General features: G+C 69.2%; 20 protein-coding genes. 15 read left to right on the top strand and 5 right to left on the bottom strand.

Annotated elements, in window-relative coordinates:
• Nucleotides 1-164, bottom strand: a 164-nt coding sequence (locus DJ75_RS06620; protein ID WP_094523692.1) for a cold-shock protein, incomplete at its 3' end; no start/stop codon positions are given.
• Between the two features lie 154 nt (nt 165-318).
• On the opposite strand from DJ75_RS06620, the gene sdhC reads away from it, so the two are divergent.
• The 6 genes from sdhC to DJ75_RS06590 all read left to right on the top strand — a co-directional run bounded on the left by sdhC (nt 319) and on the right by DJ75_RS06590 (nt 5,097).
• Nucleotides 319-744: a succinate dehydrogenase, cytochrome b556 subunit gene (gene sdhC, locus DJ75_RS06615; protein ID WP_094523690.1), complete on the top strand. Its 426-nt coding sequence runs from the start codon at nt 319-321 to the stop codon at nt 742-744.
• Nucleotide 745: 1 nt separating this feature from the next.
• A complete protein-coding gene (locus tag DJ75_RS06610) occupies nt 746-1,117 on the top strand; it encodes a succinate dehydrogenase (RefSeq protein ID WP_094523688.1) in 372 nt (123 codons plus the stop codon).
• A gap of 7 nt (nt 1,118-1,124) precedes the next feature.
• Nucleotides 1,125-2,015 (top strand): succinate dehydrogenase/fumarate reductase iron-sulfur subunit, encoded by an 891-nt coding sequence (locus DJ75_RS06605; protein WP_094523686.1) that lies wholly within the window; start codon nt 1,125-1,127, stop codon nt 2,013-2,015.
• A gap of 53 nt (nt 2,016-2,068) precedes the next feature.
• Nucleotides 2,069-3,898 carry an FAD-binding protein gene (locus DJ75_RS06600; RefSeq protein ID WP_094523684.1) on the top strand — a complete coding sequence of 610 codons (1,830 nt, stop codon included), beginning with the start codon at nt 2,069-2,071 and terminating at the stop codon, nt 3,896-3,898.
• Between the two features lie 266 nt (nt 3,899-4,164).
• Nucleotides 4,165-4,383, top strand: coding sequence for a helix-turn-helix domain-containing protein (locus DJ75_RS06595; protein WP_094523682.1), 219 nt, complete (start codon nt 4,165-4,167; stop codon nt 4,381-4,383).
• Between the two features lie 78 nt (nt 4,384-4,461).
• Entirely contained in the window at nt 4,462-5,097 is a 636-nt protein-coding gene (locus DJ75_RS06590; RefSeq protein WP_094523680.1) for a uracil-DNA glycosylase family protein, read from the top strand.
• A gap of 63 nt (nt 5,098-5,160) precedes the next feature.
• Here DJ75_RS06590 and DJ75_RS06585 read toward each other — a convergent pair whose 3' ends face one another.
• Nucleotides 5,161-6,336, bottom strand: a complete 1,176-nt coding sequence (locus tag DJ75_RS06585; protein ID WP_094523678.1) for an NAD-binding protein — start codon at nt 6,334-6,336, stop codon at nt 5,161-5,163.
• Nucleotides 6,337-6,427: 91 nt separating this feature from the next.
• On the opposite strand from DJ75_RS06585, the gene DJ75_RS06580 reads away from it, so the two are divergent.
• The 6 genes from DJ75_RS06580 to DJ75_RS06555 all read left to right on the top strand — a co-directional run bounded on the left by DJ75_RS06580 (nt 6,428) and on the right by DJ75_RS06555 (nt 10,949).
• Nucleotides 6,428-7,729: a potassium channel family protein gene (locus DJ75_RS06580; protein WP_094523676.1), complete on the top strand. Its 1,302-nt coding sequence runs from the start codon at nt 6,428-6,430 to the stop codon at nt 7,727-7,729.
• On the top strand, nt 7,726-9,066 hold the full coding sequence (locus DJ75_RS06575) for a potassium transporter TrkA (protein WP_094523675.1): 1,341 nt from the start codon (nt 7,726-7,728) through the stop codon (nt 9,064-9,066). Before DJ75_RS06580 ends, DJ75_RS06575 begins: the two co-directional genes overlap by 4 nt.
• 22 nt (nt 9,067-9,088) lie before the next feature.
• The gene (locus tag DJ75_RS06570; RefSeq protein ID WP_094523673.1) at nt 9,089-9,373 is read left to right on the top strand and encodes a ubiquitin-like small modifier protein 1; all 285 of its coding nucleotides are present in this window, start codon (nt 9,089-9,091) and stop codon (nt 9,371-9,373) included.
• A gap of 39 nt (nt 9,374-9,412) precedes the next feature.
• Nucleotides 9,413-10,480 carry a deoxyhypusine synthase gene (locus DJ75_RS06565; RefSeq protein ID WP_094523671.1) on the top strand — a complete coding sequence of 356 codons (1,068 nt, stop codon included), beginning with the start codon at nt 9,413-9,415 and terminating at the stop codon, nt 10,478-10,480.
• A gap of 62 nt (nt 10,481-10,542) precedes the next feature.
• On the top strand, nt 10,543-10,743 hold the full coding sequence (locus DJ75_RS06560) for a hypothetical protein (RefSeq protein WP_094523669.1): 201 nt from the start codon (nt 10,543-10,545) through the stop codon (nt 10,741-10,743).
• Nucleotides 10,743-10,949: a hypothetical protein gene (locus DJ75_RS06555; protein WP_094523667.1), complete on the top strand. Its 207-nt coding sequence runs from the start codon at nt 10,743-10,745 to the stop codon at nt 10,947-10,949. The genes DJ75_RS06560 and DJ75_RS06555 overlap by 1 nt, the downstream gene beginning before the upstream one ends.
• 22 nt (nt 10,950-10,971) lie before the next feature.
• Here DJ75_RS06555 and DJ75_RS06550 read toward each other — a convergent pair whose 3' ends face one another.
• The 3 genes from DJ75_RS06550 to DJ75_RS06540 form a co-directional block, all read right to left on the bottom strand.
• A complete protein-coding gene (locus DJ75_RS06550) occupies nt 10,972-12,006 on the bottom strand; it encodes an MsnO8 family LLM class oxidoreductase (RefSeq protein ID WP_094523665.1) in 1,035 nt (344 codons plus the stop codon).
• 131 nt (nt 12,007-12,137) lie between these two features.
• Nucleotides 12,138-12,314 carry a 50S ribosomal protein L37e gene (locus DJ75_RS06545; protein ID WP_094523663.1) on the bottom strand — a complete coding sequence of 59 codons (177 nt, stop codon included), beginning with the start codon at nt 12,312-12,314 and terminating at the stop codon, nt 12,138-12,140.
• Nucleotides 12,311-12,553, bottom strand: coding sequence for an LSM domain-containing protein (locus tag DJ75_RS06540; protein ID WP_094523661.1), 243 nt, complete (start codon nt 12,551-12,553; stop codon nt 12,311-12,313). Before DJ75_RS06540 ends, DJ75_RS06545 begins: the two co-directional genes overlap by 4 nt.
• A gap of 313 nt (nt 12,554-12,866) precedes the next feature.
• Here DJ75_RS06540 and DJ75_RS06535 point away from each other — a divergent pair, with 313 nt between their 5' ends.
• From DJ75_RS06535 to DJ75_RS06525, 3 genes are all read left to right on the top strand, one after another.
• Entirely contained in the window at nt 12,867-14,219 is a 1,353-nt protein-coding gene (locus DJ75_RS06535; protein ID WP_094523659.1) for a ribonuclease J, read from the top strand.
• On the top strand, nt 14,216-15,262 hold the full coding sequence (gene idsA3, locus DJ75_RS06530) for a geranylfarnesyl diphosphate synthase (RefSeq protein ID WP_094523657.1): 1,047 nt from the start codon (nt 14,216-14,218) through the stop codon (nt 15,260-15,262). Before DJ75_RS06535 ends, idsA3 begins: the two co-directional genes overlap by 4 nt.
• Before the next feature lie 118 nt (nt 15,263-15,380).
• Entirely contained in the window at nt 15,381-16,307 is a 927-nt protein-coding gene (locus tag DJ75_RS06525) for a DMT family transporter (RefSeq protein WP_094523655.1), read from the top strand.
• Nucleotides 16,308-16,334: the final 27 nt, after the last annotated feature.

Genomic DNA, 16,334 nt, shown 5'->3' with positions numbered 1-16,334 from the left:
CCCTTGTCCGCCTCCTCGATGTCGAACTCGACTTCCTGACCTTCCTCCAGGTCCGGGCCGCCGACGTCCTCCATGTGGAAGAACACGTCCTCGTCCGCGTCGTCAGTCTCGATAAATCCGTAGCCGCCGGTGTCGTTGAAGAAGTCAACCTTCCCTTTCGCCATTGCGTCCGTAAGAGCGGGAGGAGTACATAAAAGGCTTCCGCGAGCGGGGGCTCTGTGTTAAGAGCAAACACACCCCCGATACGGCGGGCCGCTGTCGGGGTCGATCCCGCCGTGTTAGAAACTACTATACGACCCCAGTGCGGAACCGTTAGATATGAGTCAGTCGTACAATCGAGGCCTCATTGAGGACTTCAGTCGGTGGCGGGAGTTCGAGGCGGGGATGTGGGCCTGGATCTTCCATAAGTTCACGGGCTGGGTGCTTATCGGATACCTGTTCACCCACATCGCCGTGTTGAGCACCGGTATCCCTGCGGCGGGCGCGAGCGAAGCCGCGATCATGGCCGGAGAGGACGTGTACACCCAGACGATCGTCAGCCTCGAGAGCCTGCTGTTGGTGCGGCTCTTGGAGGTCGGCCTGCTCGCGGTGGCCGTGTTCCACATGCTCAACGGCACCCGGCTCCTCCTCGTCGACCTCGGGGTCGGCCTGGACGCACAAGACAAGAGCTTCTACGCGTCACTCATCCTGACCGGAGCGATCACCGTCGCGTCGGTGCCGACGTTCATCGCGGGGGCGTTCTGAGATGGCGGAGCGCTACTCCTCGTTCAAATCCGGCGGTCGGATGTGGCTGCTCCAGCGGGTCACGGCGGCGTTCCTGCTCGTCGTGCTGGCGTTCCACTTCTTCCTGCTCCACTTCGTCCACCACGCTGACGAGGTGTCGTTCCTCGCCAGCTCGGGGCGGATGGAGAGCCTGAGCTACTACTCGCTGATGATCCTCTTCCTCGTGACGGCGACGTTCCACGGGGTCAACGGCGTCTACAACGCCCTCGTCAACCAGGGACTCACCGGCACCAAACGCACCGTCATCAAGTGGACCCTCGTCGCCGCGAGCGCGGTCCTGATCGTTCAGGGCGTGCGCACCGCGAACGCGTGGGCGGGAATCGGACTCTACTGAACCGATCATGAGCACACAGATACCGAAGCAGACCGAGGAATCGAGCGAGACCGAAGCGGAGACCGACGTCGCCTCCAAGGGCGACGAACGGCGGGCCGAGAAGCGCCGCCGGGCCGCGGAGGAACGCGCCCGCAGACAGGCCGAGGAGGCCGAGAAGGCCGCGGCCGACGAGGACACGATCGAGCTGAAGGTGTTCCGATACGACCCGGAGGTGGAGGGGAAACAGGAGCCCCGATTCGACACGTTCCACGTTCCCTTCACGAAGGGGATGACCGTCCTCGACGCCCTGATGTACTCGCGGGATAACTACGACTCCTCGCTCACGTTCCGTCACTCCTGTCGGCAGGCGGTGTGCGGTTCGGACGCCATCTTCGTCAACGGCGGCCAGAAGCTGGCGTGTAAGACGCAGATCGTCGACCTCGAGGAGCCGATCCGCGTCGAGCCGCTCCCGCACGCCGAGGTCGAGAAGGACCTCGTCGTCGACATGGAGCACTTCTACGACCAGATGGAGGCCGTCGAGCCGTACTTCCAGACGGACGAGTACCCCGACGGGGAGCTGGAGGAGCAGCGCCAGACGCGGGAGAACCGCGAGAAGGTGAAGATGTCGACGCGCTGCATCTGGTGCGGCGCGTGCATGTCCTCGTGTAACATCGCCGCCGGCGACAACGAGTACCTCGGGCCCGCCGCGATCAACAAGGCGTACCGGTTCGCCATGGACGAGCGCGAGGGCGAGGAGATGAAACAGAAGCGGCTGGAGATCATCGAGCAGGAGCACGGCGTCTGGCGGTGTCAGACCCAGTTCTCCTGTACCGAAGTGTGCCCGAAGGACATCCCCCTCACCGAGCACATCCAGGAGCTGAAGCGCGAAGCGGTGAAGAACAACCTGAAGTTCTGGTAACGGCGGGAGACACTCTCAAGGGCATTCGGAACCAACCGACTATCATAACCACAATGCACGAACACGACGTCATCGTTGTCGGCGCCGGGGGGGCGGGACTCCGGGCGGCGATCGCAGCACAGGAAGCCGGGGCCGACGTGGCCATCGTCTCGAAACTGCACCCGGTCCGCTCGCACACGGGCGCGGCCGAGGGAGGAATTAACGCGGCGCTGCGCGACGCCGACTCCTGGCAGGACCACGCATACGACACCATGAAGGGGTCGGACTACCTCGGCGACGCGCCGGCGGTCGAGGCGCTCTGTCAGGAGAGCCCGGAGGAGGTCATCCAGCTGGAACACTGGGGAATGCCGTTCTCCCGCGAGGAGGACGGTCGCGTCTCCCAGCGCCCGTTCGGCGGGCTCTCGTTCCCCCGGACGACGTACGCCGGCGCCGAGACCGGCCACCAGATGCTCCACACGATGTACGAGCAGGTGGTCAAACGCGGCGTTACGGTGTACGACGAGTGGCACGTGATGGACCTCGCCGTCACCGACGAGGACGACCCGGCCGACCGCACCTGCCACGGCGTCGTCGCCTACGACATCCAGAGCGGCGAGGTCAGCGGCTTCCGCGCCGACAACGGCGTCATCCTCGCGACGGGGGGGATGGGGCAGGTGTTCGACCACACCACCAACGCGGTCGCGAACACCGGCGACGGCGTCGCGATGGCGTACCGCGCCGGCGTCCCGATGGAGGACATGGAGTTCATCCAGTTCCACCCGACCACGCTGCCGTCGACGGGGGTCCTGATATCGGAGGGGGTCCGCGGCGAGGGCGGCATCCTCTACAACAGCGAGGGCGAGCGGTTCATGTTCGAGCACGGCTACGCGAACAACGACGGCGAGCTCGCCTCCCGCGACGTGGTCTCCCGCGCCGAGCTGACCGAGGTCAACGAGGGGCGCGGCATCGAGGACGAGTACGTCCACCTCGACATGCGCCACTTGGGCGAGGAGCGCATCCTCGACCGGCTGGAGAACATCCTCCACCTCGCGGAGGACTTCGAGGGCGCCGACGGGCTCACGGAGCCGATGCCCGTCAAGCCCGGTCAGCACTACGCGATGGGCGGCATCGAGACGAACGAGCACGGCGAAACCGCCATCGACGGGCTGTACGCCGCCGGCGAGTGCGCCTGCGCGTCGGTCCACGGCGCGAACCGCCTCGGCGGCAACGCGCTCCCGGAGCTCATCGTCTTCGGCAAGCGCGCCGGTCGTCACGCCGCCGGCGAGGACATGGGCGAGGCAAAGGTCACGACCGGGAAAGACGGCGAGTGGGAGGCCGCCGACTACGAGTTCGAGATCGAGGTCGGCGAGACGGGCGGGAAGGGCCCCGCCGCGGCCGACGGCGGCGCGGTGGCGTCCGACGCCGAGAGCGTCCTCGGTGCCACCGTCGAGCGCGCCAAGGACCGAGTCGACGAGCTCCTCGCGCGCAGGGGCCGCAACCACGCGGAGATCCGCTCGAAGGTCCAAGAGACGATGACGGCCAACGTCAACGTGTTCCGCGAGGAGGGCCGGCTCGAGGAGACGCTCGGCGACCTCCGCGAGGCGCGGGAGGCGTACAAGGACGTCGCCGTCTCTGACCCGTCACGGACGTTCAACACCGACCTGATCCACACGATGGAGACGCGGAACATCCTCGACATCGCCGAGGCGCTCACGATGGGCGCGCTCGCGCGCAAGGAGTTCCGCGGCGCTCACTGGCGGAAGGAACACCAAGAACGCAAAGACGAGAACTGGCTGAAGCACACGCTCGTCTCGTGGAACGACGGCGAGCCGGAGCTGTGGTATAAGCCGACGATCCTCGAGGGCGAGAACAAGACGTACGAGCCGAAGAGCCGGTCGTACTGAGCCGTCGGACGCGACGCGATCGCGCCGACCCGGTCGCCCCGGGGCGACCGGGTCGGGCACGATCGTTCCGGATCGTTCACGGTCTCCTATCCGTCGTCGGTCGAAAGAGTCGGCGCGTTCCGGCGTCGACACTCTCTGCGCGGCGATCTCGCGATCGACGAACTGTCGTTTTTGGCCGATAGGAACCGTCTCGTTACCGTTCCGATCGATTACGACGATCGTTGAATAGGGGATTTATTATCGTCGAACTCGACGCTTCGGACAAGATGTTAGAGACACGCACCGCGGCGCCGGCCCTGCCGTCGGAGCTGCAGTCGCCCCGCGCGAAGCTCGTGTACCTGTACCTGACGACGAACGGCGACGCGACCGTCTCGGAGATGGGCGACTCGCTCGGGATGAAGAAGATCTCGCTGTACAGCATCCTGAAGACCCTCAAGCGAGAGGGGATGGTCGACTGCGACGGCGAATCCTACCAGCTGAACTGAGCCCTCGCCCCGCCGCGTTCTGAAGACTCCGCGACCCCCCAGCGGAGCGTTTAGGGGCTCGCGGGACGCAGTACGTCCGTGGACGCGAATCAACAGGAGTTCCGGAACCCGTTCGGGATGGACACGGCCTGCGAGAACTGCCCCGAGCTGTGTGACGCGCGGGAGCGCGTCGTCCACGGGTACGGTGACGTGGGCGCCGAGTTCCTCGTCGTCGGGACCGGGCCGACCGCGGCCGCCGAGGAGAACGGCGTCCCGTTCACGGGCGCGGAGGGCGGCGAGCGGGTCCAGTCCATTTTCGCCGACCTCGGGTTCGTGCGCTCGTCGCCGGACGCGGCGGAGCCGGACGTTCAGAACGTCTTCTTCACGAGCCTGACGCGCTGCCGACACCCGGAGCGCGAGCCGACCGACCGCGAGGTCGACACCTGCGAGCCGTTCCTCAACGCGGAGATCCGGATGATCAACCCGCAGATCATCGTCCCCGTCGGGGAGCGGCCGCTCCGCGAACTCGCGGTCGAGTACACGACGCGGCGCCCCGACTCCTTCGACGTCGACGCCGAGCACGCGACGACCATCCGCGGCCGTGGGTTCGAGCTGGTGCCGATGAAGGAGCCGGAGTCGATGACCGACGCCGAGGCCGACGCTTTTCGCGATCACATGCGCGAGAACGTGTTGAGCCGGGATTACCGGCAGACGAAGGGCCGGCAGAGCCGCTGACAACCGAATTCCGGGGCGTCGCGAACCGCCGGTACAGCGATCTACCGGTGCCGCGAACCGCCGTCAGTCTTCGAGGTCGACGTCGCGGAGGATCTCCTCGGTCGCGTCCCGGCTGTCCGCCCCGAACGCGCAGTCGATGAGGATGTGGCCGCCGAGTGTCGACGGGGATATCACTTGATCGGCGCCGGCGCGGCGGAGCTTGTCCACGTTTTCGCGCTGCGTCACCGCCGCGACGATCCGCACGTCTGGGTTGAGCTGGCGGGCGGTAAGGATGGCGAGCGCGTCGCGCGCGTCGTCCTCGGTCGCGACGACGACCGCGCGGGCGCCGTCGAGGTTGACCCGTTCGAGCGGTTCCACGTCGCTGGGGTCCGCGGTGTACACCGGGACCTCGTGGTCGGCGAGCCGCCGGGCGGCCGTCTCGTCCGGCGTCACCACGGCGTAATCGACGCCGTCGCGCTCGTCGAGTTCTTCGAGTATTGGTTCCGTCAGGTCCCCGTAGCCGAGCACGAGGACGTGGTCGTCGAGGAGGTCTATCTGTCTGTCTGTCATCTTTCCGAGCGCCTTGGAGAGCTGCGCCTCGATGGCGGGCGTGAGGAGGACCCCGAGCGCCACCGCGAACGCGGCGACGTTCATCACGAGCGAGGAGAGCACGAACAGCTGGGCGATGTCGGCGGCCGCGCCGGCCTCCGGCGTCACGTCGCCGTAGCCGACCGTGGAGGCGGTGACGACGGTGAAATAGAAGGCGTCGACGATCGTCTCCACCCCGTTGAACTGGTCGCGGAGCGCGTACGTACCGACCGTTCCGTACGAGACGGCCGTCACGAGCGCTGCGCCCGCCGCGAGCTGCGTCGGCGACGGGGAGAAGCGCCTGTCGAACCGTCCGCGGTTGTAGACGAGCGGGGGCACCGACAGGACCGACAGCGCGACCAGCGGGAACGACAGCACCGACGCCTGCATCAGCCCCTGAATCGCGGTCAGGGGCAGCAGGACCGCCGTGGAGTGCCAACCCACCCGGTAGCCGTTCTTCAGCGCGAAGCCGCTGCCGAGCATCGCGAAGCCGGTGATCGTCCCCGTGAATCCGACCGTCTGGCGGACGACGTCGGGGACGAGAGGGGCGAGCGGCCCGTCGACGCCGAGCCCGCCGATCTGGGCGAGTCCGGCGAGGATCGACAGGACCGCGACCGCGAACGTCAGGGCGATGGACGCCCGCACGGTCACCCAGTCGCGGGTCAGCTCCATACCGGCCCGTCGCCGAGGCTTGACTTAAACCCCGCGAGGGCGGAGCGGCGGCGGCGACAGGGGTTTAACCTCACCGCCGAGTGTGGGGCGTATGTCACTGCCCGTCGAGGTCGTCTTCGGGATCTACCTCGGGATCATCACGGGGATCCTGCCCGCGCTGGTCTCCGGGGTGCTCGGATTCGTGTTCAAGTACGTCACCGGGGTGACAATTCCCGGGCTCGGGGTCGTCGTCCTCGCGCTCGCGATCGCCGGCATCAACGGCGGCCTGCTCGCGCTCAACGACGAGACGATCCGCTCGTCCGAGCGCGCGCCGGCGGTCCTCACGGCCATCGTGGTGGTCCTGATGATCTCGCTGTACGCGCACGCCCAAGGGGACAAGCTCGGCGCCACCGTCCCGAAGCGGATCTCGCTCCAACAGCTCCGCGACCGGACCCTCTCGACGGACGTCGTCGAGCTGGTCGGCGGTCGGGGTCGGGTCACCGTCGACGTCGCCGGCGAGGTGAACGACATGGAGGGGTACCCGCCGCTGCCGGCCGAGACCCGGGGCGCGATCGTCGACGGCGAGTGGACGTTCCCGGCCGACCTCCCGCTCGTCGAGCTTGAAGACCGGTTCGCGGAGCGGCTCCGGACCGAGCTCGACCTGGCTGACGTCGCCGTGCGGATCGACGAACGCGCCAACGCGACGGTGGCCGCGGCGCCGCCGACCGGAGCGCTGTCGAAGCGGGTCCCGGAGGGGAAGCGCGCGGTGTCGGTGCCGGCGCTCGTCCCGACCGGGATCGCCCGCGGCGATGTCGTGCGCGTGCTCGCGTCCGGCCTCAGCGTGGACGGGACCGTCCTGGCCGCGAGGACGAGCGGGAAGCCGGAGCCGGGCGCGGGGACGCCGGCGACCGGCGGCGGGCGGCCCGGAGACGACCTCCCCGGGACCGATGCCGCGCGGAGCGACGGGGAGCCGCGCGGGGACGGCGGGCCGCGGACGGACGGCGGCGAGGCGCCCCCCGCCCCGACGACCGCGAGCGCGCCGACGACGACCGGGGGAGAGGGGCGAGTGACGGTCGCCGTCGAGCGGCCGGAGGCGAGCGCGCTCCTGCGCGCGGGTCGGGGGCGCGTCCTCGTCCTCTCCCGCGGCACCCGCCGGGAGTACGAGCTCACGACGCTGCTGCGCCGCGCGGGGAAGCGGTTCCGTAAGGTGTCCGTCGTCCCCGGCGGCCCCCTCGACGGTCACACCATCGGCGAGGTGGGGGTTCGGGAGGCGTACGACGTCGCCGTCCTCGCGGCGCGGCACGACTCCTGGAGTATCGCCCCCGGCGGCTCGCAGCGCCTCTCCGCCGAGGACGACCTGTTCGTCGTGGGGAGCCGCGACGCCCTCGACCGGTTCGCGGAGGCCGCGCGATGACCGCGGCGGAGGCGGCGGCCGCGGCGACCGGCGCGGGTCATGAGGCTCTCGTCGGCGCCCTCGTCGCCGTCGCGCCCCAAGTCGCCGTCGCACCCCCGGTCGACGTCGGCTTCGCGCGTCCGCAACAGGCGGCGGTCACGCTCGTCACCTTCGCGGTCCTCTCGGTCCTCGTCGCCGGCGCGGCGGCGCTGACGTACCGGTGGTACTTCCGGGACGAGATCCCGGAGGGGGTCACCGTCCTGCTCGGCGTCTCCGTCGTCGCGCTGTACCTCAACACGACCTCGCTCGGGGCGATCGCGGCCGGCGAGAGCCCGTCGCTGCTCGAACCGGAGAGCGTCTTGTTCAACGTCGTCTCGCTCGGCGTCGCGGCGGTGTTCGCACCGGGCGGCCGGTACGTCGGCGACCGGCTCGCGGTCGACGTGTTCGCGCTCTCGGGGGCCAGGCAGCTGGAGGGCGAGCTGACCGGTATCGTCCGGGCCGTCGGCCGGTTCACGGCCGTCACGCTCCCGGTGGCCGAGGAGATCCGCGACATGGACACCTACGACCCGGTGTCGCCGGAGAAGAAGGCCGAGATGGCCGAGAAGACGCTGCTGTTCGCGCGGAAGCTCTCCGGCGAGGAGCTCCGCGAACGGCTCGTCGAGCGAGTGAAGACCGACCACGGCGTCGGCTACGTGGACGTCGATGTCACCGACGACGGCGCGGTCGAGTACTTCGCGGTCGGCTCCCGCGCGGCGGGGCTCGGACCGACGCTCGCGCCCGGATCCGCCGCGGTCGCCGTGGCCGCTGACCCGCCGAACAACGCGACGGCCGGCGACACGGTCCAGCTGTGGCGCACCGATCCGGAGCCGAAGCGGGTCGCCACCGGCGAGCTCCGGGGCGTCGCCGGCGACGCGGCGACCGTCGCGCTCGACGAGTCCGACGCCGAGGGGCTCACCGAGGAGGAGTCGTATCGGATCGTGACGCTCCCGGCGGAGCCGCAGGCCGACCGGGAGTTCGCCTCGCTGCTCCGGAACGCCGACGAGACGATGGCGGCGATCACGGTCGAGGCCGGCAGCGCCCTCGCCGAGAGCACCGTCGGCGACGTGGAGGTCGTCGTCGCCGCCGTCCGACCCGGGGACGGGGCGGTACAGCCCATCCCGCGGCGCGGGTACGCCTTCGGCGCCGGCGATCTCGTGTATCTGGTCGGCCGACCCGACGCGCTCCGTCGGTTCGAGGCCGACGCCGGCGGAGAGAGGGCGGACCCGTCGGTCGTCACGGCGAACGACGGCGACGACGGCGACGGCGGGGACCGGGCCGACGCCGAGGCCGAACCGAGCGAAGGGACGCAACGCTCTTGAGGCGTCCGTACGGGGTCAACGTATGGAGTGGAAGCTGTTCGCGGACCTCTCGGAGATCGCCGGCGGCCGCACCGTCGAGGTAGAGGCGTCGCCGGGGGACACGGTCGGCGACGCGCTCGACGGCCTGCTCGACGCCCACCCCGACCTCCGAGAGCGCGTGCTCGAGGACGGCTCGGTGGCCGACCACATCAACGTCCTCCGGAACGGGCGGAGCGTCCGCCACGACGAGGGGTTGGAGACGACGCTGGAGGAGGGCGACGAGCTGGCGCTGTTCCCGCCGGTGAGCGGGGGCTCGATCGGCCGGTAGATCGGTCGTTTCAAACGGTCGCCCGTCGCATCAGTCGACATGAGCGACGGCCACGACGAGCACGGCGGAGACGGCCACGACGAGCACGGCGGCGACCCGCCCCGAGAGGAGTTCCACGAGGACCCGGTCGGGCACACGCGGGCGACCGCCGACATGACGGTCGGCCAGCTGGTCGAGGGGTACGGCGACGCCGGGATCGGCGCGGCGTCGGTCAACGAGGCGGGCGACGTGCTGGCGGAGATGTTCGCGAACGAGGACTGCACGGTCTTCCTCTCGCTGGCCGGAGCGATGGTCCCGGCGGGGATGCGCCGGATCGTCTCCGACCTGATCCGCGACGGCTACGTCGACGCGCTGGTGACCACGGGCGCGAACCTCACCCACGACGCCATCGAGGCGATCGGCGGGAAACACCACCACGGCCGGACTCACGACCCGGAGAAGAGCCTCCGCGAGCACGACGAGGGGCTCCGCGACGAGGGCGTCGACCGCATCTACAACGTCTACCTCCCGCAGGAGCACTTCGCGGCGTTCGAGGGCCACCTCCGCGAGGAGGTGTTCCCGGCGCTCGAGGCCGACCCGGACGCCGAGGGCGACGGCGCCGTCTCCATCGCCGACCTCGCGCGAGAGCTCGGTCGCGCGAACGCCGCGGTCAACGACCGCGACGACGTGGCCGAGGACCCAGGCGTCGCCGCCGCGGCCTACGAGTGCGACGTCCCCGTCTACTGCCCCGCTGTGCAGGACTCCGTGCTGGGACTGCAGGCGTGGATGTACGCGCAGACGGCCGACTTCACGCTCGACGCCCTCGCCGACATGACGGAGCTGACCGACCTCGCGTTCGAGGCCGACGACGCCGGCTGCCTGCTCGTCGGCGGCGGCGTCCCGAAGAACTTCACCCTCCAGACGATGCTCGTCACCCCGCGGGCGTACGACTACGCCGTCCAGATAACGATGGACCCGGAGGCGACCGGCGGGCTCTCCGGCGCCACCCTCGAAGAGGCCCGGTCGTGGGGGAAGCTGGAGAAGGACGCGCGCAACGCCTCCGTCTACGGCGACGCGACCGTCATGCTGCCGATGCTCGTCGCCGCCGCCCGCGAGCGCGTGGAGTAGTCACGACAAATAGTAATTACATGTAATTAGATTTTTCACCCGGGAGCCACTGATCTGGCGTAATGGCCGACTACACTACCATCTCGCTGCGGAAGGAGTTCGTCGCCGACGTCGAGGAGTACATCGAGGACGAGCCGTTCGGCTCCGTGAAGGAGTTCGTGAAACACGTCGTCGTCCAGGAGATGGAGTCGGACGACGAGATCAGCGAGGCGGAGGCCCGCCGGATCGGCAAGCGGCTCCGGGACCTGGGGTACGTGGACTGATGAGCGTCGCCGACGGCGTTCCGGTCGACGTGCCCGGAGGCGTGTCGCGGGCGGACGCGGTCCTCGCCGGCATGCCGCTGCTGTTCGCCGGCGGGTACGGCGCCGCGTCGGCGATGGTCGAGGGGTGGGTGGTCCCGACCGCCGCCGCGGCGCTGGCGTGCGCGCTGCTGATGCTCGACGCGCTCGTCCGGAACCCGCCTCAGTGAGCGGGGCACCGACGCCGGCCCGTTAGTTCCTCGGTTCCAGCCCGGCCGCCTCGGCCAGCAGCGCGTGCGACTCCAGCGCGTCGCCGTGGTCGGGGACTGCGTGCTGGATCATCACCTCGTCGACGCCGACTCGGTCGGCCAGCTGTTCGAGGATCCCCGATATCGTCTCCGGACTCCCGGAGACCGACCGCGGCCACTCGTCGTCGTCGAGCGTCGCGGGCGTCGGCTCCGGGGCCCCGCCGAGCTCGTCGACCGCCTCAGCGACGGACGGCGTCGAGTCCCCGAGGTCGCCGCGGCGCATCCGCCGGAAGGTCGCCTCCGCGGGCGCTCGGCGACGGGCCGCGGCCGCGTCGGTCTCGGCGGCGACCGCGTTGACCGCGACCATCCCCGTCGGCTCGTCTGGGCCGGCAGGGAGCGCGCCGGGCTCGAACGCCTCGCGGTAGGACGCGAACGCACGCTCCGCGAATCCGGGCCTGATGAACCCGGCGAAGCAGTACCGAAGCCCGAGTTTCCCGGCGATCTCGCCGCTCGCCGGGCTCGACCCGAGCACCCACGGAACGGGGGGACCGTCCCCGGAGCGGGGGACGTCGAGGTCGGCGTACTCGTGGCCGTCGGGGTAGGCGTCGTAGAGGTGGCTCACGAGCGCGCGGACCCGTTCCTCGTGGTCCTCGTTCGGACTCTCGACGCGGCGGCTCGTCCCGAGCGCGCGGTCCGCGGCCGGCGGCCCGTTCGCTCGGCCGACGCCGACGTCGACGCGGCCCGGCGCGAGCCCGTCGAGCGTCCCGAACGACTCGGCGACTTTGAACGGGCTGTAGCGATTCAGGAGGACGGCCCCGCTGCCGAGCCGGATCGCGTCGGTCGCCGCCGCGAGCCGTCCGAGGAGCACCTCCGGGGTCGTCCCCGCGAGGCGGTCGGTCCTGCCGTGGTGTTCGGCGACCCAGAAGCGCGAGTAGCCGAGCCGCTCCGCCTGCTCGGCGGCCGCGACCGTGTTCGCGAAGGCGTCGGCGGCGGTCCCGTCCGCGGGGACCGGAGAGAGGTCGACGACGGAGAGGTCCATGCCACGGCTCGGCGACCGCCGGTAGTAAGCGTTCGGCCGGCGGCGGAATCGTGGGGGTCGGACGACCCGCCGCGACCGGACCCGACACTACGGGATTCGAGCGGAATGGAGAGATCGAGAAAGCGTCGTCGTCAGTTGTCGCCGGTCTTCGACTGCCACGCGTAGTCGCGGCGCTTCGCGGACTTACCGAAGCCGCAGGAGGAGCAGCGCTCCTTCTTGACGTGGTAGGACTTCTCGCCGCAGCGGCGGCACTTCACGTGAACCGTCTTGTTCTTCTTCCCCTGAGAGGGCGTTCCGGAGCCGGTCATGCTTTGATGGTGACGACGTTATCGCCGCGTATAATCGTTGTGTCTTCGATCGCGACGGCGAACTCCGCGTCGAGATCGTCGTCGACGCGGTCGCCGACGTCGTCCTCCGGCTCGATGACGACGTTCATGTGCTGGTCGTAGCCGGCCAGCACTCCGTAGTAAGTCGTCCCGTCCTTCAGGTGTACCGTCACCGGGTCCTCGAGCGACGCTTCGAGCACGTCGAGGGGTCGTCCACTCATTGTACGTATCGCCGCCCGTCGCGGTAATAAAAATACCGGGACGCGAGGAGGACAGATCGGGGTGAAAACCCGTTCACGCCGGTCGAGACTGTCGGGTACCGCCGTGTTACCGGCCGTCGCGGTGGGCCCCGAACCCCGGTGTTTTTAAGACGGGCTCCTGTATCTCGGGATACCACACTCCCGCGGGACACGGTGAGCCGACGTCGGCTCGGCCGTAGCGGGGCCTCAACGACGCGCGGTCGGACGTAGCGCTGACGGCTCCTTGCGGGGTTTCAGTGATGAACGCCGTACAGGCGTTCGATATACACAAACCATGGAAATCGAAATTGCGACACTCGGCGGTTACGAAGAGGTCGGTCGACAGATGACGGCGGTGCGAGCGGGCGACGACATCGTCATCTTCGACATGGGCCTGAACCTCAGTAAGGTCCTCATCCACGACAACGTGGAGACCGAGAGCATGCACAGCCTCGACCTGATCGACATGGGCGCGATCCCGGACGACCGCGTCATGAGCGAGCTGGAGGGCGACGTCCAGGCGATCGTGCCCACCCACGGTCACCTCGACCACATCGCGGGCATCCCGAAGCTCGCGCACCGGTACGACGCCCCGATCGTCGGCTCCCCGTACACGATCGAACTGGTCAAACAGCAGATCGCCGACGAGGGGAAGTTCCAGGTCGACAACGACCTCGTGAAGATGAAGGCGGGCGGCACGATGGCCATCGGCGACTCCGAGCAGGTCGAGATGGAGTTCGTCAACGTCACGCACTCGATCATCGACGCCATCAACCCGGTCCTCCACACGCCCGAGGGCGCGATCGTCTACGGCCTCGACAAGCGGCTGGACCACACCCCCGTCATCGGCGACCCGATCGACATGGACCGGTTCCGCGAGATCGGCCGGCAGGACGAGGGCGTCCTCTGTTACATCGAGGACTGCACGAACGCCGGCCGGAAGGGCCGGACCCCTTCCGAGTCGTACGCGAAGAAGCACGTCGAGGACACGCTGACCTCGATGGAAGACTACACGGGCGGGATCGTCGCCACGACGTTCTCCTCCCACATCGCCCGCGTGAAGACGCTCGTCGAGTACGCCCGCGAGATCGGCCGTCAGCCGGTCCTCCTCGGGCGCTCGATGGAGAAGTACTCCGGGACGGCCGAGCGGCTCGACTTCGTCGACTTCCAGGGCGACGTGGGCATGTACGGCCACCGGAAGTCCGTCGACCGCGCGTTCAAGCGGATCATGAAGGAGGGGAAGGGGAACTTCCTCCCCATCGTGACGGGCCACCAGGGCGAGCCGCGCGCAATGTTAACCCGCATGGGCCGCGGCGAGACCCCGTACGAAATCGACGACGGGGACAAGGTCGTCTTCAGCGCCAGCGTCATCCCGGAGCCCACCAACGAGGGCCAGCGCTACCAGAGCGAGCAGCTCCTCCGGATGCAGGGCGCGCGCCTCTACGACGACATCCACGTCTCCGGCCACCTCCGCGAGGAGGGGCACTACGAGATGCTGCAGGCGCTCCAGCCGCAGCACCTCATCCCCGGCCACCAGTCGCTGGAGGGCCGCTCGCCGTACGTGAGTCTCGCGAAGTCGCAGGGGTACAAGCTCGGTCGTGACATTCACGTCACGCAGAACGGGAGCGTCATCCAACTCGTCGAATGACGAGCGAGACGAAGGAGGCGCGGGTGCTGGACGCCATCCGCGAGCGGCGTGAACTGGTCAACGCCGCTATCGACGAAGAGCTGCCGGTACAGCACCCGGAGCGCCTCTACGAGGCGACACGGTACATCCTCGAGGCGGGCGGGAAGCGGCTGCGCCCGACGGTGGCGACGCTCGCCGCCGAGGCCGTCGCGGGCGTCGAGCCGATGAGCGTCGACTTCCGCGAGTTCGCCGCCCTCGACGGGACCGAAGTGGACGTGATGCGCGCGGCGGTCGCCATCGAAGTGATCCAGTCGTTCACCCTGATCCACGACGACATCATGGACGAGGACGACCTCCGGCGCGGCGTCCCCGCCGTCCACGAGCAGTACGACACGTCAACGGCGATCCTCGCCGGCGACACGCTCTATTCGAAGGCCTTCGAGTTCATGACGGAGACGGGCGCGGCCCCGGAGAACGGGTTGGAGGCGATGCGGATGCTCGCGTCTACCTGCACGGAGATCTGCGAGGGACAGGCGCTCGACGTCTCGTTCGAGTCGCGCGACGATATCCTCCCCGAGGAGTACCTCGAGATGGTCGAGCTGAAGACCGCGGTCCTGTACGGGGCGTCGGCGGCGACGCCGGCGATCCTGCTCGGCGCCGCCGACGACGTCATCGACGCGCTGTACGAGTACGGGATCGACTCGGGACGGGCGTTCCAGATCCAAGACGACGTGCTCGACCTGACCGTTCCCTCCGAGGAGCTGGGGAAACAGCGCGGCTCCGACCTCGTCGAGGGGAAGGAGACGCTGATCACCCTCCACGCGCGTCAAGAGGGCGTCGACGTCGACGGCCTCGTCGACGCCGACACCCCGGCCGAGGTCACGGAGTCGGCCATCGAGGACGCGGTGGCCGCCTTGGAGGAGGCCGGCTCCATCGCGTACGCCCGCGAGACCGCGGAGGACCTCACCGCGCGGTCGAAAGAGCACCTCGAACTGCTTCCCGAGAGCGGCTCGCGGAGCCTCCTCGAGGACCTCGCGGACTACCTGATCGTCCGCGGCTACTGAGCGGACCGGGCGGAAAGCGAGTCGGACGGCCGCGACCGGACCGCCGGCCGTCCGGCCACGATCCGGCGGCGTCCTCCGCAACGGACACCGCTTTATTCCCCGTCGCCTTCCTTCGACCGTGTCACGGTATCGAGACGTCGTCCTGTTTTTCACCCTCGCCACGCTCTGGGGCGGCTCCTTCGTCGCCATCGAGGTCGGCCTCGACTACTACCCGCCGGTGCTGTACGCCGCCTACCGGTTCGACGTGGCGGCGCTGGTGTTGGTGTCGTACGTCCTCCTGACGGAGACGGGACCGCTCCCCAGCACGCGCGGCGACTTCGCCGCCATCGGCTTCAGCGGGGGGCTCTCCGTCGCCGCCAACAACTCGCTGCTGTTCGTCGGACAGCAGTACACCACCAGCGGCATCGCCTCGATCACCTACAGCCTCGTGCCGATCGCGACCGCGGCGGTCGCGGCCGCCTGGATCGGCGGTTCTGACCTCGACGCGCGCGGCGCGTTCGGTGTGGTGCTCGCGTTTATCGGCGTCGGGCTCGTCGCCCAGCCGGACCCCGCGAACCTCGCCGGGGGCGTCACCATCGGGGTCGGGCTGATCTCGATCGGCGTGCTCGCGGTCGCGGTCGGCAGCGTCGGGCTCCGCACCGTGACGACGAGCTTCTCCAGCATCGCGCTCACGGGGTGGGCGATGCTGTTCGGCGCCACGCTGATCCACGGGCTCAGCGCCGCGCTCGGCGAGACCCAACGGCTCCCGGTCACGGAGCTTCCCGCGGTCGGTTCGCTGCTGTTCCTCGGCGTGATGTCCTCGGCCGTCGCGTACAGCATCTACTTCACGCTGCTCGACCGGCTGGGCCCGTTCGAGATCAACCTCGTCTCCTACGTCGTTCCGGTCGTCGCGACGGTCGCCGGTGCGGTCCTCCTCTTAGAGCCCGTGACGCCGCTGACGGTCGTCGGCTTCTTCGTCATCGTCGCCGGCTTCGCGCTCCTGAAGCGGCACGCGATCGCCGACGAGGTCCCGCGGCTCCTCTCGCGGGTCGGCGGGCTGTTCTGACGGGGCCGTCGCGACGACGGCGACGCG

This window comes from Halorubrum sp. Eb13 (assembly GCF_002252895.1).
Classification (GTDB): Archaea; Halobacteriota; Halobacteria; order Halobacteriales; family Haloferacaceae; genus Halorubrum.
This window is presented reverse-complemented; position numbering and strand designations above follow the sequence as displayed.